The organism is Micromonospora sp. WMMD1102, from assembly GCF_029626265.1.
Taxonomy (GTDB): domain Bacteria; phylum Actinomycetota; class Actinomycetes; order Mycobacteriales; family Micromonosporaceae; genus Plantactinospora.
Genome location: NZ_JARUBN010000001.1, coordinates 5116411 through 5138565, shown reverse-complemented (window position 1 = coordinate 5138565; position 22155 = coordinate 5116411). Strand labels below are relative to the sequence as shown.

Sequence of the window (22155 nt, the reverse complement as noted above, 5' to 3'; positions counted from 1 at the left end):
GGGATCACCCGACGAGGGAGTTTCGTCCGTGCGCCTCGGCGACCTGTTGCGACAGTTGGACGACCGACTGTTGCCGCCCCTGGCCCGGGGGATGGCCCGGCTCGGGCAGGGCCGGCTGCGACTCCGGACGCTGAGCACTGTCGCGCTGTTCTGCTCGGCGGCGGTACTCGTCACCGCCGTCTGGGCGGCCGACCGGCAACCGGCCGGTGACCGGACCGTCGGCGAGGTGACCCGGGTCGGGGTGGTGCAGGGCCAGTCCATCCCCGGCTATGTCGAGGCGGCCCGGTCCGAGCTGCGGTCGCTCGTCTCCGCCGGCGCGGTCGAGCCGGCGGAGCAGACGTACGCCCTGGTCACCATGTCGGCCTATCTGGCACCGGACCGGCTGACCCCGGTGCTGACCGGGATCGGTGTCTCCGAGGTCTTCGCCCGGCTGTGGCGTCCCGGCACCCAGACCGAGATCGTGCGGATCCCGGCGCTGCGTCTCCCGGACGACGTGCTGGCCGGGATGTCCGACGTCGCCGCGCGCAAGGACGGGGAGGCCCGGGACTACCAGGAGCGGGCCGCCGCGATCGCCGGCGAGGGCGCCCGGGAGCGGGAACTGCGCCAGTTCTACGCCAGCGGCGCCCGGGTCGCCGACGAGGAGGCGACCGCCTACCGGGCCCGCTGCTCGTGTCTCTACGCGGCCGTGGTGCGCGGCGATCCGGCCACGCTGGAGCGGATCGCCGCCCGCCCCGAGGTACGCGCGGTGGACCCGGCGCCGGAGGTGCGGCGGCTGGACCGTACCGTCTTCACCCCGCCCCTGCCCGAGCAGGACGGCGTGGCGCGCCCACCGGCCGACGCCAGTCTGCCGGCGAGCGGTGCCGACCCGACCGCCGGACCGGGCCCCGGCGGCGACCCGGCCGCCCCGCCGACCTCGGCCTCGTCGGCCGCTCCGGCGGTCGTGCCGCCCGCCGACCCGTCGCTCACCCGGACCGCCGGCCCGACCGGTTCCGACCCGACGGAGCCTCCGCCCACCGTGGACCCTCCGGTCGAGGACGCTCCGCCGGAGCCGGACCTGCCGCCCGGATCGGCGCCGGCCGAGATACCGTCGGAGCGGCCGCCTGTCGACGCACCCCCGGCCGAACTGGCCACCACCGGGGCGGTCGACGGAACATGACGGTGAACGGCACGATGGACGTCTGGTCGACGGCGGGCACGCCGACGGCGGTGGGTGCGCTCCCTAGGTGGCCCGAATAGGGTTTGCTTCGTAGCCTGTCAGGGCGGGGACCGATGGTGCTGGGAGGGGCGAGCCGTGGACGGCACCGAGACCGGCTGGGGCCGGCCGGCGGAATCAGCGCCGCGCTGGCGGGCGCTGCTCGACCGGGCCCTGCACGGCGGCCGCACCGACGAGCAGCAGACCGTCGGCGAGCGTCCCGGGCCGGAGCCCGCCGCCGAGGGCGGCCACGCCGCCGGCCGGTCCGCCGGTTATCCCGGCCGCCCGGAACGCGACCCCCGGCCACCCGCCCCGGGCTACCCGGCCGGAGCCGGGTATCCGCCCGCGTCCGGCTACGGCGGAGCCGGCCAGCCGGCCGAGTCCCGCTACGCGGCCCTGGAGAGTGGCTACCGCCCCGATCCCGGCTTCGGTTCAGGACGACCGGCCGACCCCGGCTTCGGGCCAGGACGACCGACCGACCCCGGGCTCGGGGCGGGGCGACCGGCCGACCCGGGTTTCGGGTCAGGGCGCCCGGCTGAGCCGGGTCCGGGGCCAGGGCGACCAACCGACCCCGGGTTCGGGGTGGGGCGACCGACCGATCCCGGCTTCGGGGTGGGGCGAACGGCCGACCCCGGGTTCGGGGCGGGGCGAGCGGCCGACCCCGGTTACCGGGCCGGGCCGGCCCATCCCGCCGAGCCGGGCTTCCGGCCCGGCCCTGACCACCGGCCCGGCGCCGCCGACCGCCGGGAACCGGGCTACCAGCCCGGCGGCTACCGGCCCGACCCCGGCTACCACCGGGGCGAACCCGAGCCGTACCGATCCGAACCGGCCGGCCCGGACTACCCCGGCGAGTCCCGCTACGCCGGACTCGGCGGCGGCTACCAGCCTCCGCCGGTGGTGCCGGCACCCCGGCCCGCCGCCCCCGGCCCGCCGCCCCCGGCCCGCCGCCCCGACCCCGGCGCCGCGCCCGCCCTGCCGCCGCCGGCCGCCGGCAGGTCGATTCCGGCGCCCCGGGCCTCGCTGGCGCCCCCGGTCACCCCGGCGGCCCCGCCGGTCGGCCCGGCACCGCCACCGGCCGGCAACTATCCGGCGGCCGACGTCGGTTACGCCCCGGTGGCCCGGCGGGCCAGCCTGGACCCCTTCGCCGGTCGGCCGCAGCGGTCGGCCGATCCCGAGGTGGAACGCGCCCGCAACGTGCTCCGCCGCGAACTCGGCTCGCCCCGGGTGGTCGCCTTCGCCAACCCGAAGGGCGGCGTGCACAAGACCACGGCGACGGTGCTCGGCGCCGCGACGGTCGGCAGCGTACGCGGCCGCGGCGTGCTCGCCTGGGACGACAACGAACTGCGCGGCACCCTCGGACTGCGGGCCGGCAGCGCCCGGCACGCCCGGACCATCCGGCACCTGGTCGCCGACCTGATCGAGATCGAGGCGCTGCCCAGCAACCAGTTGCTCGACCGGCTCGACGACTACCTCCGGCACGCCTCCGACGGCTCGTACGACGTACTGGCCGGTGAGGAGAGTCCCCGGTTCGCCCAGCGTCTCGACCAGCACACCGTCCGGCGGGTACTGGAACTCCTCCGCCGAACCCACGACGTGATCTGTGTGGACACCGGCAACAACGTGGAGAGTTCCAACTGGCAGACGGTGCTGCGCGCCGCCGACCAGCTGGTCGTCACCACCGTGCCCCGGGAGGACGCCGCGTTCACCGCCGACTGGATGCTCGACCTGCTGCACGACATCGGCATGGGTGAGCTGGCGGACAACGCGGTCACCCTGCTCTCCTGCCCGACCCCGGGCCGCTCCCCGCTGCTGGACGACCTGAAGCGGCACTTCGCCACCCGGACCCGGGCGGTGGCGGTGGTGCCGTACGACCCGGCGCTGGAGACCGGCTCTTCGATCGAGTACGCCCAGCTGGCCCAGGAGACCCGGGACGCCTGGCTCCAGGCCGCCTCGATGATGCTGGAGCCGTTCGCCCGCTGACCCGCCGCCGGTCGACGATACGCCCGGGGTGGAATGTGGGACAGCTCGCCCGGAGGGGTGGTGTCAAGCCTGGAGCCAGACGGGCCCGGGGACTAGGCTCGGTGGCCGGCAGTCGCGCCGTCGGGGTGCTGACCCGGTGCCGGGGCACGGTCGGTGCCGTCCGGCCGGTGCCCGGCCGGCGTCGCGCGGTGCTGCCGTTGGGGGATGCGTCGCTGGGTGACCGGCAGCCGCCGTCGACCGTCCGTCGGCGGGCGGGCCGGCGGCCCGGGTGAGGGAAGGGGGCCCTGGGTGTCTGACTCGTTCGTGCACCTGCACGTACACACAGAGTATTCGATGCTCGACGGGGCGGCCCGACTCAAGGAGCTGTTCGCCGAGACCGACCGGCTCGGCATGCCGGCCCTGGCCATGACCGACCACGGCAACCTCTTCGGGGCCTACGACTTCCACAAGCAGGCCAAGGCCGCCGGCGTGAAGCCGATCATCGGCAGCGAGATGTACCTGACCCCGGGGACGGACCGGCGGGAGCGGACCCGGGTGCGCTGGGCTGACGGCGGCGAGAACGACGTCTCCGGTGGTGGCGCCTACACCCACATGACGATGCTCGCGGCTGACGCCGACGGGCTGCGGAACCTGTTCCGGTTGCAGTCCCGGGCCAGCCTGGAGGGTTACTACTTCAAGCCGCGCGCCGACCGGGAACTGCTGCACCAGTACGGCAAGGGGCTCATCGCCACCACCGGCTGCCCCTCCGGCGAGGTGCAGACCTGGCTGCGGATCGGCAACTTCGACAAGGCGTGCGAGTCGGCGGCCGAGTTCCGGGACATCTTCGGGGCGGAGAACTACTACCTCGAGGTGATGGACCACGGGCTCGACATCGAGACCCGGATCCGGCAGGACCTGATCCGGCTGGGCAAGAAGCTCAACCTCAAGCCGGTGGCCACCAACGACCTGCACTACACGTACGCCAAGGACGCCGACGCGCACGAGGTGCTGCTCTGCGTGCAGTCCGGTTCGACGCTGGCCGACCCGAAGCGGTTCAAGTTCGACGCCCGGGACTTCTACCTGAAGTCGCCGGCCGAGATGCGCGCCCTGTGGGACACGGAGGTGCCGGGGGCCTGCGACAGCACGCTGGAGATTGCCGAGCGGATCGGCGACTACTCCGAGCTGTTCGCCTCGCGCAACCTGATGCCGCAGTTCCCGGTGCCGGCGGGGGAGACCGAGGAGAGCTACCTGCGCGCCGAGGTGATGCGCGGGTTGCAACGCCGGTTCCCCGGTGGGGTGCCGGAGGACCGGCGCCAGCAGGCGGAGTACGAACTCGACGTCATCCTCAAGATGGGCTTCCCCGGCTACTTCCTGGTCACCGCCGACCTGGTCGCGTACGCCAAGCGGGAGGGGATCCGGGTCGGGCCGGGTCGTGGCTCGGCGGCGGGTGCGCTCATCGCGTACGCGCTGGGCATCACCGAACTGGACCCGATGGCGCACGGCCTGCTCTTCGAGCGGTTCCTGAACCCCGACCGCGTCTCGATGCCCGACATCGACATGGACTTCGACGAGCGTAGGCGCGGCGACATGATCCGCTACGCCACCGAGAAGTACGGCGCGGAGCGGGTCGCGCAGATCATCACGTACGGGACGATCAAGGCCAAGGCGGCGATCAAGGACGCGGCCCGGGTCCTCGGCTATCCGTTCGCGATGGGCGACCGGATCACCAAGGCGATGCCGCCGGCGGTGATGGGCAAGGACATCCCGCTCGGCGGCATCTTCGACCCGGGCCACCCGCGCTATCCGGAGGCGGCCGAGTTCCGGCAGCTCTACGACGGCGACGGCGAGGTACGCAAGGTCGTCGACACCGCCAAGGGCCTGGAGGGGCTGAAGCGGCAGTGGGGGGTGCACGCGGCCGGGGTGATCCTGTCCCGGGACCCGCTCGTGGACGTGCTGCCGATCCAGAAACGCGAGCAGGACGGCTCGATCATCACCCAGTGGGACATGGGTGCCTGCGAGACCATCGGCCTGCTCAAGATGGACTTCCTCGGCCTGCGCAACCTGACCATCATGGACGACGCGCTGGACGCGATCCGGGAGAACCGGGGCGAGAACCTCGTCCTGGAGGACCTGCCGCTGGACGACAAGGCGACGTACGCGCTGCTCGGCCGGGGCGACACCCTCGGGGTGTTCCAGTTCGACGGCGGGCCGATGCGGGCGCTGCTGCGGTCGATGGCACCGGACAACTTCGAGGACATCTCGGCGGTCGGCGCGCTCTACCGGCCCGGCCCGATGGGCGCCAACGCGCACAACGAGTACGCCGACCGGAAGAACAACCGCAAGCCGGTGGTGCCGATCCACCCCGAACTCGCCGAGTCCCTGGCAGAGATCCTCGGCGACACCTACGGGCTGATCGTCTACCAGGAGCAGGTCATGGCGATCGCGCAGAAGGTGGCCGGGTACTCGCTCGGCAAGGCCGACCTGCTGCGCCGGGCGATGGGCAAGAAGAAGAAGGAGATCCTCGACAAGGAGTTCGCGCCGTTCGCCGCCGGCATGAAGGAGAACGGCTACAGCGACGCGGCGATCAAGACGCTCTGGGACATCCTGGTCCCGTTCTCCGACTACGCGTTCAACAAGGCGCACAGCGCGGCGTACGGCGTGGTCTCGTACTGGACCGCCTACCTGAAGGCGAACTATCCGGCCGAGTACATGTCGGCGCTGCTCACCTCGGTCGGCGACGACAAGGACAAGTCGGCGGTCTACCTGGCCGAGTGCCGGCGGATGGGCATCAAGGTGCTGCCGCCGGACGTGAACGAGTCCAACGCCCGGTTCGCCGCCGTCGGCGCGGACATCCGGTTCGGGCTCGGCGCGGTCCGCAACGTCGGCGCGAACGTGGTCGAGTCGATCCGGCGGGCCCGCAAGGAGAAGGGCAACTTCACCGACTTCTACGACTTCCTCCGCAAGGTCGACGCGGTGGTCTGCAACAAGCGCACAATCGAATCACTCATCAAGTCGGGGGCGTTCGACTCGCTCGGGCACACCCGCAAGGGGCTGCTCGCCGTACACGCCGACGCGATCGACTCGTTCGTGGCGCAGAAGCGCAACGAGGCCGTCGGCCAGTACGACCTCTTCGGGGACGCCTTCGCCGCCGGTGGCGAGTCCGCCGGCGCGATGGTGGTGACCCCGCCGATCCCGGACGGCGAGTGGGACAAGACCGACCTGCTCACCTTCGAACGCGAGATGCTCGGCCTCTATGTCTCCGACCATCCGCTCTTCGGGGTCGAGCACGTACTGGCCGCCGCCGCCGACATGTCGATCGCGGCGCTCTCCGAGGAGGGCGGGGTCGCCGACGGGCAGGTGGTGACGCTGGCCGGCATCCTCTCCGGGGTGCAGCGCCGGATCACCAAGCAGGGCCGGGCCTGGGCCTCGGCCAGCCTGGAGGACCTGGGCGGCGCGGTCGAGGTGCTCTTCTTCCCGAACACCTACGAGCTGGTCGGGCAGTACATCGCCGAGGACGCGATCGTGGTGGTCAAGGGCCGGATCGACCGGCGCGACGACCAGCCCCGGCTGATGGCGATGGACCTGTCGATGCCGGACATCACCGCGCCGGACGAGGTCAAGCCGGTGGTGCTGGCCCTGCCGCCGTCCCGCTGCACGCCGCCGCTCGTCGAACGCCTCCGCGAGGTGCTGACCAGCCATCCCGGCTCGGCCGAGGTGCACGTCAAGCTGGTCAACGGCTCCCGGGCCACCCTGCTGCGGCTCAGCCCGCTCCGGGTCGCACCCACCACCGCCCTGATGGCCGACCTCAAGGCCCTGCTCGGCCCGAGCGCCGTCGCGGGCTGACCCGCGCGCTGTGCCGCGCGGCGCGCGGTGGCGCGGGGTTGGGTGGCGCGGGGTGGGGTGGCGCGGTGGTGGGGTGGTGGGGTGGCGCGGTGGTGTGCGCACTTGATGTCGTGGGAGCGACAGTAACTGCACACACCGTGCGGTTTGATCGGCGGGTGCGGATGCCGGGCGATGGGGCAAGCGGGTTGGAGTGGTTGCTGTTTGAGCAGGCTGGGGTGATCACCTGGAGTCAGGCGGTCGCGGAGTTGACTCCCTCGAAGGTGCGGCACCTGGTGAGCACCGGCCGCTGGCGCCGGGTGGCTCGTAACGTACTGATCACCCAAGGCGGCCAGCTCAGGCGGGAGCAGCACTGGTGGGTGGCGGTGCTCGCCGCTGGTGACAGCGCGCTGCTCGCCGGCTTGGCGTCGGCCCGGGCGGGCGGGCTACGTGGGGCGTGGCGCAGCGATGTGGTCGACGTGCTCGTTCCGTACGGCAAGAGGGCACCCGACCTGCTGCGCCGGCTGCCGTTGGGTCTGCCAGCCGTACGCGTACGCCGAACCCGGCACCTGCCCGACGTCGACCGGCAGCGGGGCCGACCAGATCGCACCACGATGGCCCGGGCCATCGTCGACGCGGCACAGTGGGCGCCCAGCGACGACGACGCACAGGTGATTCTCGCGGCTGGTTGCCAGCAACGCCGGGTCACGCCGGCCGAGATCGACGCGGTGATCGAGCGGATGCCCCAGCTGCGGCGGCGGGTGCTGATGCGGCAGACGATGGCAGACGTGGCGGGCGGGGCGGAGGCGCTCTCCGAGATCGACTTCGTTCGGCTCTGCCGCCGTCACCGACTGCCGCCGCCGGATCAGCAGGAGCGCCGCAAGGATGCGAGGGGTGGGGTGCGGTATCTCGACGCCTACTGGCGGCGGTGGCGGCTGCACGCCGAGGTCGACGGCGCACACCACATGGACGCCCGACACTGGGCGGCGGACCTGCGTCGGCAGAACGAGATCTGGGTGGCCGGCGACCGCATCCTGCGCTTCACCGCCTTCGACGTGCGTCGCAAGCCGGAGTACGTGGTGGCACAGGTGCGCGCCGCGCTCGAGGCGGCCGGCTGGCGAGAGGGTTCGTGAGCGGCTCCCGCCGCCCGACAAGCGGCAGCGGGAGTTGCCGCGAGGTCCCGTCACCGCTCTGCGGAGGTCGCGCGCTGATCCGGGGCGGGGTCGGACGGTTTCGGCGTACCGGGCCGCCAGTGCTGTGCCGGGCCTGAGAGGATCACCGGGTGAGTCCGGCAACCTCCCACCCCGACGGCACGTCAGGTGACGGCGACGACAAGCGCCCCCCGCCGAGCCCAACTCCACCTGCCCCGCCTCCCGCGCCCGGCGCCGGACCGGTCGGTGTCGAGGTGCCGCCGGGAACACCGCCCGGCCCGTACCACTCCGGGCCTTCGGGCGCCGGGCTCTCGGGCGCCGGGCTCTCGGACGCCGGGCCCTCCGACAGTGGGCCCTCCGACAGTGGGCCCTCGGACGCCCTCGGGCCGGCTCCGCTCGGGTACCCCGTCGTCCCGCCTCCGGGCGGAGGTGATCGAGCCGGTCCACCGCTGCGGAGCCTGGCGGTCAGCGGCGTCGCGCTGCTGGCGTTGATCCTGCTAGGGGTGCCGTTCGGCCTGCTCTGGTGGGCCGTGTCGCCGGGCGTGCCGGTGGTGCAGAGCGAGGACGGGGCGCTGCTGGCCGCGCCGCAGCCGGAGGAGTTCATCGCCGCGGACGGCTGGTTCAGCCTGCTCGGCTTCGGTCTCGGCGTGCTGGCCGCGGTCGCGATGTGGCTGCTGCTGCGCCGCTACCGGGGGCCGGTCGGGATGCTCGTGGTGGTGCTCGGCATGCTCGGCGCCGCCGTACTGGCCTGGCAGCTTGGCCGGCAGATCGGCCTGGACGGCTACCAGCGGCTGCTGGACGGTGCACCGCCGGGCGCCACCTTCAGCAAGCCGCCGGACCTGCACGGTGGACAGTACGACCTGCTGCTCGGGTTCATCCCGGCGATCGGGGACCTGCTGGTGCCGGCCTTCGGTGCCGCCGTGACGTACACCCTGCTGGCCGGCTGGTCCCGGTACCCTGGGCTGCGCGGCGCCGAAGCCGAACCGGAACCGGTGTCCGCCGGCTACCCGCCGCTCAGTTGGGACTTGCCGGCACCGCCAGCTCCGCCAGGGGCACCGGCACCGCCCGTACCTGACGCAACAGAGCCGCCTCGCGGTTGAGCAGCCGCAGTTCGGCACTCAGCCGGCCGGCGGTGTCCGGGGTCGCCAGCAGGCGCTGCCGGTCGGTGAGGGTGAGCGCGGCGGTCGCGGCCACCAGGTGCGACAGCACGGTCGGGTCGTCCGGCAACTGCTCCGAGATCTCCTCCGGATCGTCCCGGACCAGCGTGAGATAGCGCCGGAAGACCGCAAGCACCCGGGGAGCCAGCAGGTCGGCGAGCTGCTCCTGACCGGCTGGCTCGGGCAGCCACTCCACCTCGGCGCTCAGGTACGGCGTGCCGACCTCCTCGACCCGGGCGATCCGGAACCGGCGGCGGCCGACCGTGACCACGTCCAGCCGGCCGTCCGGCAACTCGGTCACCTGCCGCAGCTCGGCGGTGCAGCCGACCTCGTGCAGGGTGACCGGGGCACCATCCGAGCGCCGGTCGGTCAGCTCCGGAACTCTCGGCCGGGTCTCCTGGCCGATCTCGGAATCCGGTTCGGGGCGGGCGGCCACCGACGCCGACCCGCCGCTGCGGATCGCCACCACGCCGAACTCCCGGGGCGTGCCGTCCGGCAGGCCGCGCAGGTGCCGCATCAGCTCCAGATAACGCGCCTCGAATATGTGCAGCGGCAGGACCAAACCGGGAAAGAGCACCGTCCCGAGCGGAAACACCGGCAGCCGCGCGTCCACCGTCCGAGCCTAGCCGGTCGGCGCCGCCGGTGAACCGCCCCGTCCGGACGGTCGTTTCCGTCGTCCCGGCCCGGTCGTTTCCGTCGTACCGGCGGGTCTGCCGGCGGTGGCCTGGCTCACCGTCCCGCCGGCTGGGCGGACGCGGCCCGACCGGTGGGCGCCGAATAGACTGCCAAGGGTGTTGAACCGGATCGACCTGCGCGGCGGGTGGCGCGACCCGCGCGCCCTGCTGCCCCGTGCCCAGCTCGACGTCTCCGTGGCGGTGGAGAAGATCCGCCCGATCGTCGAGGCGGTCCGCGATCATGGCTTCACGGCGATCCAGGACGCCACGCATCGGCTCGACGGCCTGCGGCTGGACCGGTTCCGGGTGCCGACCGAGGTGATCGCGGAGGCGGAGTCGACGCTGGAGCCGGAGGTCCGGGCCGCGCTGGTCGAGGCGATCGAGCGGACCCGCCGGGTGCACGCCGACCAGCGGCGGGTCGACGTCACCACCGAGGTGGTGCCGGGCGGCACCGTCACCGAGCGCTGGGTGCCGGTCGACCGGGTCGGGCTGTACGTCCCCGGCGGCCTCGCCATGTACCCCTCGACAGTGGTGATGAACGTGGTGCCGGCCCAGGCGGCCGGGGTCCGCTCGCTTGCGGTGGCGAGTCCGCCGCAGCAGGAGTTCGGCGGCCTGCCCGACGCCCGGGTGCTGGCCGCCTGCGCGCTGCTCGGCGTCGACGAGGTGTACGCGGTCGGCGGCGCCCAGGCGGTCGCGATGCTGGCGTACGGGGCGGAGACGGACGCGGACGGGCAGACCCGGTGCGAGCCGGTCGACATGATCACCGGTCCGGGCAACATCTGGGTCACCGCCGCCAAGCGCCTGCTCCGGGGAGTGGTCGGGATCGACGCCGAGGCCGGCCCGACCGAGATCGCCGTACTCGCCGACGACACCGCCGACCCGGTGCACGTGGCGGCCGACCTGATCAGCCAGGCCGAGCACGACCCGCTGGCGGCGAGCGTGCTCGTCACCCCCTCGGTCGAGCTGGTCGAGGCGGTGGACCGCGAGCTGCACCGGCAGGTGCCGCAGGCCAAGCACGCCGACCGGATCGGCACCGCGCTGAGCGGTCCGCAGAGCGGCGCGGTGCTCGTCGACGACCTGGCGGCGGGGCTGCGGGTGGTCGACATCTACGCCGCCGAGCACCTGGAGATCCAGACCCGGGACGCCCGCGCCTGGGCGATGCGGGTACGCAACGCCGGGGCGGTCTTCGTCGGCCCGTACGCGCCGGTGTCGCTCGGTGACTACTGCGCCGGTTCCAACCACGTGCTGCCGACCGGTGGCTGCGCCCGGCACTCCTCGGGACTGTCGGTGCAGTCCTTCCTGCGCGGCATGCACATCGTCGAGTACGACGAGGCGGCGCTGCGGGACACCGCCCGGCACGTGGTGACGCTGGCCGCCGTGGAGGACCTGCCCGCGCACGGCCAGGCGGTCCGGGTCCGCTTCCCGGACAACGTCGACGGGGCGACGGCGTGACCGGCCAGCCCGGTGCCGGCGGCGTGACCGGGCGGTCGGGGCAGCCCGGCGGCGGTGTGACCGGACTCGACGACCTGCCGATCCGGGACGACCTGCGCGGGCGTACCCCGTACGGAGCGCCGCAGCTCGACGTGCCGGTGCGGCTGAACACCAACGAGAACTCCTACCCGGTGCCGGACCAGGTGGTGGAGGCGATCGGCAAGGCGGTCGCGGCCGAACTGCGCGACCTGAACCGCTATCCCGACCGGGACGCGCTGGCGCTCCGGGCCGACCTCGCCGACTATCTCGGGCACGGGCTGACCACCGGCAACCTCTGGGCGGCGAACGGCTCCAACGAGGTGCAGCAGCAGCTGTTCCAGGTCTTCGGCGGGCCGGGGCGCAGTGCGCTCGGCTTCACCCCGGCGTACTCGATGCACCCGCTGCTGGCCACCGGCACCGGCACGGCGTGGCGGGACGGGGCCCGCGGCCCGGACTTCGGGCTGACCGCCGCCGACGCCGTGGCGCAGGTCCGCGCACACCGGCCGGACCTGGTCTTCCTCTGCTCCCCGAACAACCCGACCGGTACCGCGCTGGACCCGGCCGTGCTGGACGCGGTGCTGGCCGAGGCGCCCGGGATGGTGGTGGTGGACGAGGCGTACGCCGAGTTCGCCCGCCCCGGCACCCCGACCGCGCTGGCCCTGCTGCCCGGCCACCCCCGGCTGGTGGTGACCCGGACCATGAGCAAGGCGTTCGGTTTCGCCGGCGGCCGGCTCGGCTACCTCGCCGCCGACCCGGCGGTGGTGGCGGCGGTGCAGCTCGTCCGGCTGCCCTACCACCTCTCGGCGCTCACCCAGGCCGCCGCGCGGGCGGCGCTGGCCCACCGCGACCTGCTGCTCGGCACCGTCGAGGCGATCAAGGAGCAACGGGACCGGATCGTGGCCGGGCTGCGGGCGCGGGGCCGGACGGTCGCCGACAGCGACGCCAACTTCGTACTCTTCGGGGTCGGCGGGGACCAGCGGGTGGCCTGGCGGGCGCTGCTCGACCGGGGCGTGCTGGTCCGGGACGTCGGGCTGGCCGGCTGGCTGCGGGTCACCGCCGGCACGCCGGAGGAGACCGACGCCTTCCTCGCCGCCCTAGACTCGATGCCGACGATGCCGACAGATTCCGGGACGGCGTGATGCGTTACCGGACAACAGGCCGGCCGACCCGGACACCCGCGCGGCCGACCCGGACAGCGAAAGGTCCTACCGTGAGCAGAACCGCCCGGGTCGAGCGAACCACGGCCGAGACCAAGGTCCTCGTCGAGCTGGATCTCGACGGCTCCGGCCAGGCCGACATCACCACCGGAGTCGGCTTCTACGACCACATGCTGCACCAGATCGCCCGGCACGGCGGCTTCGACCTCACCGTGCACACCGTGGGTGATCTTGAGATCGACGCCCACCACACGATCGAGGACACCTCGCTCGCCCTGGGCACCGCCCTCGACGAGGCGGTCGGCAACAAGATGGGCATCCGGCGATACGGTTCCGCGACCATCCCGATGGACGAGGTGCTGGTCCGGGCCGCCGTCGACCTCTCCGGGCGGCCGTACGTGGTGCACGACGAGCCGGCACTGGCCCCGTACATCGGGCCGGTCTATCCGACGAGCATGACCCGGCACATCTGGGAGTCCTTCGGGCAGTCCGGCCGGCTGACCCTGCACGTCTCGGTGCTCCGCGCCGCCCGCCCCGGCGGCCACCCCGACGCGCACCACGTGGTGGAGGCGCAGTTCAAGGCGGTGGCCCGGGCGCTGCGCGAGGCGGTGTCGATCGATCCGCGGTCGGCCGGAGCGGTACCGAGCACCAAGGGGCTGCTCTGATGGGCGTCGTCCTGCCGGTGGCCCTCTTCGCGCTCGGCGGCGTGCTGATCGGTGGCGCCTGGTCGCTGCACCGGCAGGGCGCCCCGCGACGGGTGCTCTGGATCGTGGGGCTGCTTGCCGTACTCGCCACCGCCGGTGGCGTGCTCTGGCTCGTACCCGGGGAGGGCGGATGACCGCCGACCGGCCGGCGCTGCCCCGGGTGGTGGTGCTGGACTACGGCTCGGGCAACCTGCGCTCGGCGCAGCGGGCGGTGGCCCGGGCCGGCGCCGAGGTGACGGTCACCGACGACCTCGACGCGGCGGCCACCGCCGACGGCCTGGTGGTGCCCGGCGTCGGCGCCTTCGCCGCCTGCATGGCCGGGATCGACGCGCTGCGGGCCGGCCCGGTGATCGCCGAGCGGGTCGCGGCGGGCCGCCCGGTGCTGGGCATCTGCGTCGGCATGCAGGTCCTCTTCGAGTACGGCGAGGAGCACGGCGTCGTCACCAAGGGGCTCGGCCTGCTGCCCGGCGGGGTGACCGGGCTGGCCGCCCGGCGGGTGCCGCACATGGGCTGGAACACCGTCGCGCCGCCGCCCGGGTCCCGGCTGTTCGCCGGCCTGCCGGCCGACGCCCGGTTCTACTTCGTGCACTCCTACGCCCCGACCGACGCGGCCGGGTTGGAGGCCGCCGGTGCGCTGCCGACCACCGCCGAGCACGGTGGCCGGTTCGTGGCGGCGGTGGAACGCGGGCCGCTGTCGGCCGCCCAGTTCCATCCGGAGAAGTCCGCCGGGGCCGGCCGGCTGCTGTTGCGCAACTGGCTGGTCACGCTGTGACCGCACCCCGCACCTGGGCCAGGCTCGGACGGGCCGCCCCGGCCTCGGGCGTCGCCAGGTGAGCAAGGAGCGGGCCCGGCGCCGGGCGGTCCGGCTGGCCGAGGCGGAGCGGGAACGGGCCGCCCGGGCCCGGAAGGTCGCCCGCCGCCAGCGCCGCCGTACCCTGTTGCGCCGGGTCACCCCACGGCTGCCGGTCCGGCGTACCGGGCGGCTGTTCGCGCGGCGCAGCCGGGGCGAGCGGGCCGGCGTGGTCGCACTCTCCGGGGCGGCGATGATCGTCATCTGGCTGCTCGTCGACGACCTGGCGCTGCGGCTCGGCCTGATCGCGCTGCTGCTGCTGGTGCTGCCGGCGGTGGTGGTGATCGCCCTGGGCCGCCGGACCTGAGCCGGCCATGCATCCCAGTCGCCGACAGTCGGCCGTGCGTCCCACCCGCGGACAGCCGGCTGTGCGTTCCACCAGCCGACCCGAGCACCATCGTTCCCGCCGACCGAGGAGAGCACGTTGAGCCTGACCCTGCTGCCCGCCGTCGATGTCGCCGACGGCCAGGCGGTCCGCCTGGTCCAGGGCGCCGCCGGCAGTGAGACGAGTTACGGCGAGCCGCTGGAGGCGGCCCTGGCCTGGCAGCGCGACGGTGCCGACTGGATCCACCTGGTCGACCTCGACGCCGCGTTCGGCCGGGGCTCGAACGCCGCCCTGCTGGCCGAGGTGGTCGGCCGGCTCGACGTGCGGGTGGAACTTTCCGGCGGCATCCGGGACGACGAGTCGCTGCGGGCGGCGCTGGGCACCGGAGCGGCCCGGGTCAACATCGGCACCGCCGCCCTGGAGGACCCGCAGTGGTGCGACCGGGTCGTCGGCGAGTACGGCGACCGGGTGGCGATCGGGCTGGACGTGCGCGGCCGTACCCTCTCCGCCCGGGGCTGGACCCGGGACGGCGGCGACCTGTTCGAGGTGCTGGAGCGGCTGGACAAGGCCGGCGCGGCGCGGTACGTGGTGACCGACATCACCAAGGACGGCACCATGCGCGGCCCCAACCTCGACCTGCTGCGCGAGGTCTGCGCCCGTACCGGCGCCCCGGTGATCGCCTCCGGCGGTGTCTCGACCCTGGACGACCTGCGGGCGCTCGCCACCCTGGAACCGATCGGGGTGGAGGGCGTGATCGCCGGCAAGGCGCTCTACGCGGGCGCCTTCACCGTGGCCGAGGCCCTGGCCGTGCTGGCTGGACAGTGACGGTCGTGGCTCGGGGGGAAGTGACGGGCGTGATCGCGCGGGCCCGGGTTAGGCTCGGCGCATGACGGTGGCGGTGCGGGTGATCCCCTGCCTCGACGTGGACGCGGGACGGGTCGTCAAGGGGGTCAACTTCGTCGACCTGCGGGACGCGGGCGACCCCGTCGAGTTGGCTGCGGCGTACGACGAGGCCGGCGCCGACGAGCTGACCTTCCTCGACGTGACCGCCTCCTCCGACGACCGGGGCACCATGCTCGACGTGGTACGCCGGACCGCCGAGTCGGTCTTCATCCCGCTCACCGTCGGCGGCGGGGTACGCCGGGTCGCCGACGTGGACGTACTGCTCCGGGCCGGGGCGGACAAGGTGGGGGTGAACACCGCCGCGATCGCCCGCCCCGAGCTGATCGCCGAGATCGCCGAGCGGTTCGGCCGGCAGGTGCTGGTGCTCTCGCTCGACGTGCGGCGGGCTCCGGCCGGGACGAGTACCGACAGCGGGTTCGAGGTGACCACCCACGGCGGCCGGCGCGGCACCGGGATCGACGCGGTCGGCTGGGCGGCCCGCGCCGCCGAGCTGGGCGCCGGGGAGATCCTGCTCAACTCGATGGACGCGGACGGCACCAAGGCCGGCTTCGACCTGGAGCTGATCGGTGCGGTCCGGCGGGTGGTGGACGTGCCGGTGGTGGCCAGTGGCGGGGCCGGTGCGGTCGGGCACTTCCCCCCGGCGGTGGCGGCCGGCGCGGACGCGGTCCTGGCGGCCAGCGTCTTCCACTTCGGCGAGCTGAGCGTCGGCGAGGTCAAGCAGGCACTGCGCGGCGCCGGCCACCCGGTCCGCTGAGGCGCCGCCCACCCGGTCCGTCGGGGCGACCCAGCCTGCCGGTCCGTCGAGGTGACCCAGCCTGCCGGTCCGTCGAGGTGACCCAGTCACCCGGTCCGCCGACCCGGCTCCGCGTCCCGCAGCCGGCTGCGGGGTACGGCGTCAGCCGCTGTTCTCCGCTGAGCGGCGTGGCATCGGCAGGGTGAACCGGGCGGCGTACTCCTGCACCGCCGCGGCGTGCTCGTCCTCGCCGAGCACCCAGTCGTGGCTGCCCGGGGAGTGCCGGCGGGTCAGCACCCCGTGCACCGTCTCGACGGTGGTGGCGAGGCCACCGTGCGGCCGGGTACGCCACAGGTGCTCCCCGGCGGAGGTGACCCGGAACCAGCCGTCCGAGACGGTGATCAGACCGGCCCCCACCAGGCGGCGCACCGCTGCCTCGATCTCGTGCCGGGCCGGCAGGGCCCGGTTGAGATGGTCAGCGGTGGAGAGCACGTCGGCGAGCCGGACGCCCTCCGGCCGGCGGGTGCTGCTCGACCGCCGGTGCCGGCCGGCACCGCCCGCGATGACCAGCGACACGAAGATCCATGCGTCGGACCAACGCCATCCCTCATCCCCCATGGGGAAATGATGCCGTGCCGTGCCATCCAGCGGAACCGTTGTGCACCGGTTCATTCCGTCGAACCGGGGTGACCGGCGTTCCACGTGGGACGATGCGGCTCAGATCGACGATCTTTCCCGTTGCAACCCGCCGTCGGCGACCACGTCGGGGCGGTCGCTGATCCTGCCCGAACCTTCGGTGACCTCGCCGGGACCGTCGGTGACCCCGTCCGGGCGGTCCGGGTCGTCCGGGCCGTCGGCGACCCCGTCGGCGGTCGGCGGCACGGTGAACATCGGGATGAAGGCGTGCACCAGCGGGCCGATGGCGAGGGCGTACGCGAGCGTGCCGATCCCGACCTTGCCGCCGAGGGCGAACCCGATCGCGAGTACGGTCAGCTCGATGACCGTGCGGACCAGCCGGAGCGACCGGTGCGGCCGGCGGGCGACGTACCCGGTCATCAGGCCGTCCCGGGGGCCGGGGCCGAGCCGGGCGCCGATGTACAGCCCGGTGGCCATCCCGTTGAGCGTGATGCCGGCGACCAGGAAGGCGATCCGGGCGGGCAGCGCCTCGACGGTGGGCAGCAGGGCCAGGGCGAGGTCCACGGCGAGCCCGATCACCACGACGTTGCTCACCGTGCCGAGACCGGGCCGCTGGCGCAGCGGGATCCACAGCAGCAGCACCAGGGCGCCCACCGCGATCGTCACGGTGCCGAGCGAGGCGCCGGTGCGCTCGGACAGTCCCTGGTGGAAGACGTCCCAAGGGCCCAGTCCGAGGGACGCCTCGACCATCAGTGCCATGCTCACGCCGTAGAGCGTCAGGCCGAGGTAGAGCTGTCCGAGCCGCCGGCCGAGCCGGTCGCCACGGCTGCCACGGCTGCCACGGCTGCCACGGTTGCCACGGTTGCCAATCTTTGCCATGCGTGCCACTCTGAGGGCCAATCCGGCAGCCATGAAGAGCCAATCGGGGTGAAGTGGCTATGACGAGTCTCGTCCGAGGGAGCCAGCTGGGGCGGATGCTCGGGCAGTGGCACGCGCTTCCCGGTCGCCGACGCAGCCCGGACTACCTCGCCCTGGCCGGCGCGGTGCGCGGGCTGCTCGCCGACGGCCGGCTGCCGCTGGGCGTGCGACTGCCGGCCGAGCGGGAACTGGCCGAGGCGCTGCGGGTCAGCCGCACCACGGTCAGTGCCGCCTATCGGGAGCTGCGGGAGAGCGGGCACCTGAACAGCCGGCGCGGTGCCGGCAGTTGGACCACCCTGCCGGGCGGGCACCGGGTGGCCAGTACCGGACTCTGGACTCCGCAGGACGACCTGGACATGATCGACCTCGGTTGTGCCGCCCTGGCCGCCCCGGCGGAACTCGCCTCGGCCGCCCGGGCCGCCGCCGAGGACCTGCCGCGCTATCTCGGCGGCGCCGGCTACCACCCGACCGGGATCGTCGAGCTGCGCGCCGAGGTGGCCCGGTCGTACACCGAGCGGGGGCTGACCACCAGTCCCGAACAGATCATGGTGACCAACGGGGTGCAGCACGCCCTGGACCTGGTGCTCCGGCTCGCCCTGCCGACCGGCGGCAGCGTACTCGTGGAGTCGCCGACCTATCCCAACGCGCTCGCCGCGCTCGCCGCGCGCCGCGCCCGGATCGCCACCCACGGCCTGGCGGTCGAGGGTGCGGGCTGGGACGCCGACCTGCTGCTGGGCAGCCTCCGGCAGACCCGTCCCCGGCTGGCCTACCTGATCCCGGAGTTCCAGAATCCGACCGGCCATCTGATGCCGGCCGAGTTGCGCGAGCGGGTGGTGGCGACCGCGCAGGCCAGCGGCACCGACCTGGTGGTCGACGAGTCCTTTGTGGACCTCGCGCTGGACGGCACCGAGGTGCCGCCGCCGACCGCCGCCTTCGACCGGCACTCCCGGGTCGTCACCATCGGCGGGATGAGCAAGCCCTACTGGGGCGGCCTGCGGATCGGCTGGATCCGCGCCTCGGCACCGCAGGTGCAACGGCTGGCGGCGGCCCGGGTCGGGGTGGACATGGCCGGCCCGGTGCTGGACCAGCTGGTCGCGGTACGGCTGCTCGCCGACGCCGGGACGATCGTGGCGGCCCGCCGGGAACAGCTCGCCGCCCAGCGCGACGCCCTGCTCGCCGCCCTCCGCACGGAGCTGCCCAACTGGCGGGTGTGCCCGCCGTCGGGCGGGGTCACGCTCTGGGCCGAGCTGGACGGGCCGGTCGCCAGCGCACTGGCCAGGGCCGCCGAGGACGTCGGGGTACGCCTCGCACCCGGCCCGAGGTTCGGCCTCGACGGCACCCTGGAACGTTTCCTCCGGCTGCCGTTCACGCTGCCCGCCGCCGAGCTGACCGAGGCGGTACGCCGGATCGCGGCCGTCCGCTACGACATTGACCGGGTGCAGCGCCCGCTCTGGCGGGAGCCAGTGATCGCCTGACCGGCCACCTGACATCATCGTCCGCTGTGCCGACCTGGCCCGCTCCGGTGCTGGTGGCCCGGCCAGCCGGTCAGGCCGGGTAGCCGACCCGGGGGATGGTGGCCACGCTGGGCAGGCGCAGCCGGGACGGCTGAGGAGTGTGCAGGCTGGCCCAGACGATCTTGCCGTCGCTGCCCGGCAGCACGCCCCAGCTGGCGGCCGAGCGGGTCACCATGGCCAGCCCGCGACCACGTATGGCGAGCGGCTGATCGGGATCGGGAGCCGGGGCCGACTGCCGCCGGGACAGCGCCGGTACCCCGGGATGCCGGTCCGCGACCGAGATGCGCAACCGCTGCCGGTGGTGGCAGAGCGTGAGGTCGATGTCGGTGCCGGCGTGCTCGACGGCGTTCGCCACCAGCTCGGAGGCGACGAGTTGGGCGTCGTCGGCGATGTCGGAGAGCCGCCACCGTTCGCAGCACTCCCGGACCAGTCCGCGGGCCGCGCTCACCGCCTGTGGCTTCGGGGCCAGCCGTCGGTGTGCCCGCCGGACGCGGGCCGAGTCGGGGTAGGGCCGGACCCGGCTGAGCGCCTCGGTGAGCCGGGGATACAGCCGGACCCGCCGGGTCGGCAGGCGGCGGAGCAGGACGGTCAGTGCCGAGGCCGGCGCGCAGACCAGTACGGTGATGCCGCGCCGGCATGACTCCCGGATCATCACCAGTGCCGGCAGCAGGGTCGGCAGCAGCCTGTCCGGGGCGATCCGGGTGCAGTCCACCGCCACGTACGGCGGGTGGTGCGCGGCGCAGCGCGAGAGCGCCCGCTGCAACGTGTACGCCTGAGCCACACTCCACCGGCCCGCCATGGTGATCACCAAGGCGCCGGTCTCCACATGCGCTGCCACCGTGGCCACCATCCCCGGAACCCCCTCGCCGCCCCAACGTGCCGGCACGACCGGTCACCGGACTTGGCCGGTCGTGCACCTGACTCTGCTCTTACCCCGCTGACGCTCCCGTGAAGCCGCCCAATGTCACGTTGTCGTCAAGTAGTCGAGCCGAAACGCCAGGTAGTGTCCTCGATCACATCTCGGCCGGCACCCTGCGGAACGCGGCGGACCGCCGCGCGATCGCGGGTCGCGCGGCGGTCCGTGGGTGCCGAGCCGATCCCAGGGGCGGGACCGGATCCCGGCCGGGTTCAGATCCGGGCGAGGCTGCTTCAGATCTGGGCGAGGCTGCCCTGGTACATCTGGTCGATCTCGTCCTTGAAGCTGCTCTCCACGGCCCGCCGCTTGATCTTCATCGACGGGGTCATCTCGCCGTCCTCGACGGTCAGGTCGCGGGTCAGCACGGTGACCTTCTTGATCGTCTCCCAGCGGTTGAGTTTCTGGTTCAGCTCGGCGACGTAGCCGTCGACCATGGCGCGCACCTCGTCGGAGGAGACGATCTCGGCGTACGGGCGGCCGGCGAGCGGACCCCCGGCGGCCCAGGTGGCCATCAGGTCGGGGTCCAGGCTGACCAGCATGGTGCAGTAGTTGCGGGCCTGGCCGACCACCACCACCTGCGAGGTGTACGGGCAGAGCGCCTTGAACATCCCCTCGATGTACGACGGCGAGATGTACTTGCCACCCGACGTCTTGACCAGGTCCTTCTTCCGGTCGGTGATCTTCAGGAAGCCGTCGCCGTCCAGTTCGCCGATGTCCCCGGTCCGGAAGAAGCCGTCCGAGGTGAACGCCTCGGCGGTCTCCTGCGGCAGGTTGTGGTAGCCGCGCATCACCGGCATGCCGCGGAGCAGGATCTCGCCGTCGGAGTCGATCCGGCACTCCAGGTCGCCGAGCGCCTTGCCGACCGTCCCGATCTTGAGAGCGCCGGGACGGTTCACGAAGTTGCCGGCGCTGGTCTCGGTCAGCCCGTACCCCTCGGAGATCGGCAGGCCGGCGGCGGCGAAGAAGGTGGCGATGTCCTGGCTCAGCGGCGCGGCGCCGGAGACGAGTACCCGGATCCGGCCGCCCAGCCGGGCCTGGAGCTTGCTGAAGACCAGCTTCTCGGCGAGCGCGTACCGCATCCGCAGGCCGGCCGAGACCGGCTTGCCGGCCTGCTCCAGTGCCACCTTGTCGGTGCCGGTCCGGACGGCCCAGGCGAAGATTTTCGCCTTCGCGCCGCCGGCCGTCTGCGCGGTGGTGACCGCCCGGTTGTAGACCTTCTCGAAGATCCGGGGTGCGCCGCACATCAGCGTCGGCCGGACCACGCTCAGCAGGTCGACCAGCCGGTCCAGCCGGCCGTCGACGTAGGTGGGCACGCCGACGTGGATAACGCCGCAGAGCAGCGTCTTGCCGAACGAGTGGGACAGCGGCAGCCAGAGGTACTGCAAATCCTCCGCCGTGATCAGCCCGACCTTTTCCTGGGCCACGCCCTCCCAGCACCATCCGGCGTGCAGCAGCTCGACACCCTTGGGCCGGCCGGTGGTGCCGGAGGTGTAGATCAGGGTGGCCAGGTCGTCCTGGTCGATTTCGGCGACCACCCGGTCGATCAGCTCCGGGTCGCTCTCCAGGACCAGCGCGCCCTGCACCTCCAGGTCGGCGAGGGTGAGCTGGGGCGGGGTGGCGCCCGGGTCGGCCGGCCCGTCGATGAGTACGACGTGGGTCAGCCCGGGCAGTTCCACCCCAGCGATCTTGGCGGCCTGCTGGGCGTTCTCGGCGATCAGCACCTTCGAGCCGGAGTCGGCGAGGATGTAGGCGGTGTCCTCCGGCTCGGTGGTCGGATAGACAGTGGTCGTCGCGCCGCCCGCGCACATGATGCCGAGGTCGGCGAGGACCCAGTCGAGCCGGGTGTTGGCCAGGATCGCCACCCGGTCCTCGGCGCCGATGCCGAGGCCGCGTAACCCGGCCGCGATCGCCTTCGCGCGTTGGCCGACCTGTGCCCAGCTCAGCCAGACCGGGCCGGAGTCGTCCGGTGCGGGGTGGGCGAAGGCGTCCCGGTCGGGGGTGGCCGAGACACGCTTCAGGAACATGTCGGGGATGGACCGGTAGGAGACGTCGAGTGCCATGGCGAGGGGTGCCTCCG

General features: G+C 73.5%; 19 protein-coding genes. 14 read left to right on the top strand and 5 right to left on the bottom strand.

Annotated features, from left to right (window positions below; genetic code table 11):
• Positions 1–28 precede the first annotated feature (28 nt).
• The 5 genes from O7626_RS22965 (at position 29) to O7626_RS22945 (ending at position 9221) form a co-directional block, all read left to right on the top strand.
• The gene (locus tag O7626_RS22965; RefSeq protein WP_278063173.1) at positions 29–1156 is read left to right on the top strand and encodes a hypothetical protein; all 1128 of its coding nucleotides are present in this window, start codon (positions 29–31) and stop codon (positions 1154–1156) included.
• 135 nt (positions 1157–1291) lie between these two features.
• Entirely contained in the window at positions 1292–3172 is a 1881-nt protein-coding gene (locus O7626_RS22960; RefSeq protein WP_278063172.1) for an AAA family ATPase, read from the top strand.
• Between the two features lie 288 nt (positions 3173–3460).
• Entirely contained in the window at positions 3461–6994 is a 3534-nt protein-coding gene (gene dnaE / locus O7626_RS22955) for a DNA polymerase III subunit alpha (protein ID WP_278063171.1), read from the top strand.
• 215 nt (positions 6995–7209) lie between these two features.
• Positions 7210–8103 carry a DUF559 domain-containing protein gene (locus O7626_RS22950; protein ID WP_278063170.1) on the top strand — a complete coding sequence of 298 codons (894 nt, stop codon included), beginning with the start codon at positions 7210–7212 and terminating at the stop codon, positions 8101–8103.
• A gap of 521 nt (positions 8104–8624) precedes the next feature.
• Positions 8625–9221 carry a DUF2567 domain-containing protein gene (locus tag O7626_RS22945; protein ID WP_278063169.1) on the top strand — a complete coding sequence of 199 codons (597 nt, stop codon included), beginning with the start codon at positions 8625–8627 and terminating at the stop codon, positions 9219–9221.
• On the opposite strand, the gene O7626_RS22940 is transcribed toward O7626_RS22945, so the two are convergent.
• Complete coding sequence (locus tag O7626_RS22940; protein ID WP_278063168.1) at positions 9136–9891, bottom strand: LON peptidase substrate-binding domain-containing protein; 756 nt, start codon at positions 9889–9891, stop codon at positions 9136–9138. The two genes, O7626_RS22945 and O7626_RS22940, sit on opposite strands and share 86 nt — an antisense overlap.
• Positions 9892–10069: 178 nt before the next feature.
• On the opposite strand from O7626_RS22940, the gene hisD reads away from it, so the two are divergent.
• From hisD to hisF, 8 genes are all read left to right on the top strand, one after another.
• Positions 10070–11404, top strand: a complete 1335-nt coding sequence (gene hisD / locus O7626_RS22935; protein ID WP_278063167.1) for a histidinol dehydrogenase — start codon at positions 10070–10072, stop codon at positions 11402–11404.
• A gap of 56 nt (positions 11405–11460) precedes the next feature.
• Positions 11461–12561 carry a histidinol-phosphate transaminase gene (locus O7626_RS22930; protein WP_278066273.1) on the top strand — a complete coding sequence of 367 codons (1101 nt, stop codon included), beginning with the start codon at positions 11461–11463 and terminating at the stop codon, positions 12559–12561.
• A gap of 71 nt (positions 12562–12632) precedes the next feature.
• Entirely contained in the window at positions 12633–13244 is a 612-nt protein-coding gene (gene hisB / locus O7626_RS22925) for an imidazoleglycerol-phosphate dehydratase HisB (protein WP_278063166.1), read from the top strand.
• Positions 13244–13417 carry a hypothetical protein gene (locus tag O7626_RS22920; protein WP_278063165.1) on the top strand — a complete coding sequence of 58 codons (174 nt, stop codon included), beginning with the start codon at positions 13244–13246 and terminating at the stop codon, positions 13415–13417. Before hisB ends, O7626_RS22920 begins: the two co-directional genes overlap by 1 nt.
• 17 nt (positions 13418–13434) lie before the next feature.
• Positions 13435–14055 (top strand): imidazole glycerol phosphate synthase subunit HisH, encoded by a 621-nt coding sequence (hisH, locus tag O7626_RS22915; protein WP_278066272.1) that lies wholly within the window; start codon positions 13435–13437, stop codon positions 14053–14055.
• Between the two features lie 58 nt (positions 14056–14113).
• Complete coding sequence (locus O7626_RS22910) at positions 14114–14440, top strand: hypothetical protein (RefSeq protein ID WP_278063164.1); 327 nt, start codon at positions 14114–14116, stop codon at positions 14438–14440.
• A 117-nt stretch (positions 14441–14557) separates the two neighbouring features.
• Positions 14558–15283 carry a bifunctional 1-(5-phosphoribosyl)-5-((5-phosphoribosylamino)methylideneamino)imidazole-4-carboxamide isomerase/phosphoribosylanthranilate isomerase PriA gene (gene priA, locus O7626_RS22905; RefSeq protein ID WP_278063163.1) on the top strand — a complete coding sequence of 242 codons (726 nt, stop codon included), beginning with the start codon at positions 14558–14560 and terminating at the stop codon, positions 15281–15283.
• Between the two features lie 61 nt (positions 15284–15344).
• Positions 15345–16115 carry an imidazole glycerol phosphate synthase subunit HisF gene (gene hisF, locus O7626_RS22900; RefSeq protein ID WP_278063162.1) on the top strand — a complete coding sequence of 257 codons (771 nt, stop codon included), beginning with the start codon at positions 15345–15347 and terminating at the stop codon, positions 16113–16115.
• Between the two features lie 141 nt (positions 16116–16256).
• On the opposite strand, the gene O7626_RS22895 is transcribed toward hisF, so the two are convergent.
• Both O7626_RS22895 and O7626_RS22890 read right to left on the bottom strand, forming a co-directional pair.
• Positions 16257–16712, bottom strand: coding sequence for a hypothetical protein (locus O7626_RS22895; RefSeq protein ID WP_278063161.1), 456 nt, complete (start codon positions 16710–16712; stop codon positions 16257–16259).
• A 99-nt stretch (positions 16713–16811) separates the two neighbouring features.
• Positions 16812–17489, bottom strand: a complete 678-nt coding sequence (locus O7626_RS22890; protein ID WP_278066271.1) for a hypothetical protein — start codon at positions 17487–17489, stop codon at positions 16812–16814.
• A gap of 179 nt (positions 17490–17668) precedes the next feature.
• On the opposite strand from O7626_RS22890, the gene O7626_RS22885 reads away from it, so the two are divergent.
• Positions 17669–19123: a PLP-dependent aminotransferase family protein gene (locus O7626_RS22885; protein WP_278063160.1), complete on the top strand. Its 1455-nt coding sequence runs from the start codon at positions 17669–17671 to the stop codon at positions 19121–19123.
• A 70-nt stretch (positions 19124–19193) separates the two neighbouring features.
• On the opposite strand, the gene O7626_RS22880 is transcribed toward O7626_RS22885, so the two are convergent.
• Positions 19194–20000, bottom strand: coding sequence for an ATP-binding protein (locus O7626_RS22880; protein ID WP_278063159.1), 807 nt, complete (start codon positions 19998–20000; stop codon positions 19194–19196).
• A 311-nt stretch (positions 20001–20311) separates the two neighbouring features.
• The gene (locus O7626_RS22875) at positions 20312–22138 is read right to left on the bottom strand and encodes a long-chain fatty acid--CoA ligase (RefSeq protein WP_278063158.1); all 1827 of its coding nucleotides are present in this window, start codon (positions 22136–22138) and stop codon (positions 20312–20314) included.
• Positions 22139–22155: the final 17 nt, after the last annotated feature.

What these genes read in the sequence shown, in the direction of transcription:
- O7626_RS22920 (WP_278063165.1), top strand. Translation starts at nt 13,244, where the DNA reads ATGGGCGTCGTCCTGCCGGTGGCCCTCTTCGCGCTCGGCGGCGTGCTG.
- hisF (WP_278063162.1), top strand. Translation starts at nt 15,345, where the DNA reads ATGACGGTGGCGGTGCGGGTGATCCCCTGCCTCGACGTGGACGCGGGA.
- O7626_RS22895 (WP_278063161.1), bottom strand. Translation starts at nt 16,712, where the DNA reads ATGGGGGATGAGGGATGGCGTTGGTCCGACGCATGGATCTTCGTGTCG.
- O7626_RS22890 (WP_278066271.1), bottom strand. Translation starts at nt 17,489, where the DNA reads ATGGCACTGATGGTCGAGGCGTCCCTCGGACTGGGCCCTTGGGACGTC.
- O7626_RS22885 (WP_278063160.1), top strand. Translation starts at nt 17,669, where the DNA reads ATGACGAGTCTCGTCCGAGGGAGCCAGCTGGGGCGGATGCTCGGGCAG.
- O7626_RS22875 (WP_278063158.1), bottom strand. Translation starts at nt 22,138, where the DNA reads ATGGCACTCGACGTCTCCTACCGGTCCATCCCCGACATGTTCCTGAAG.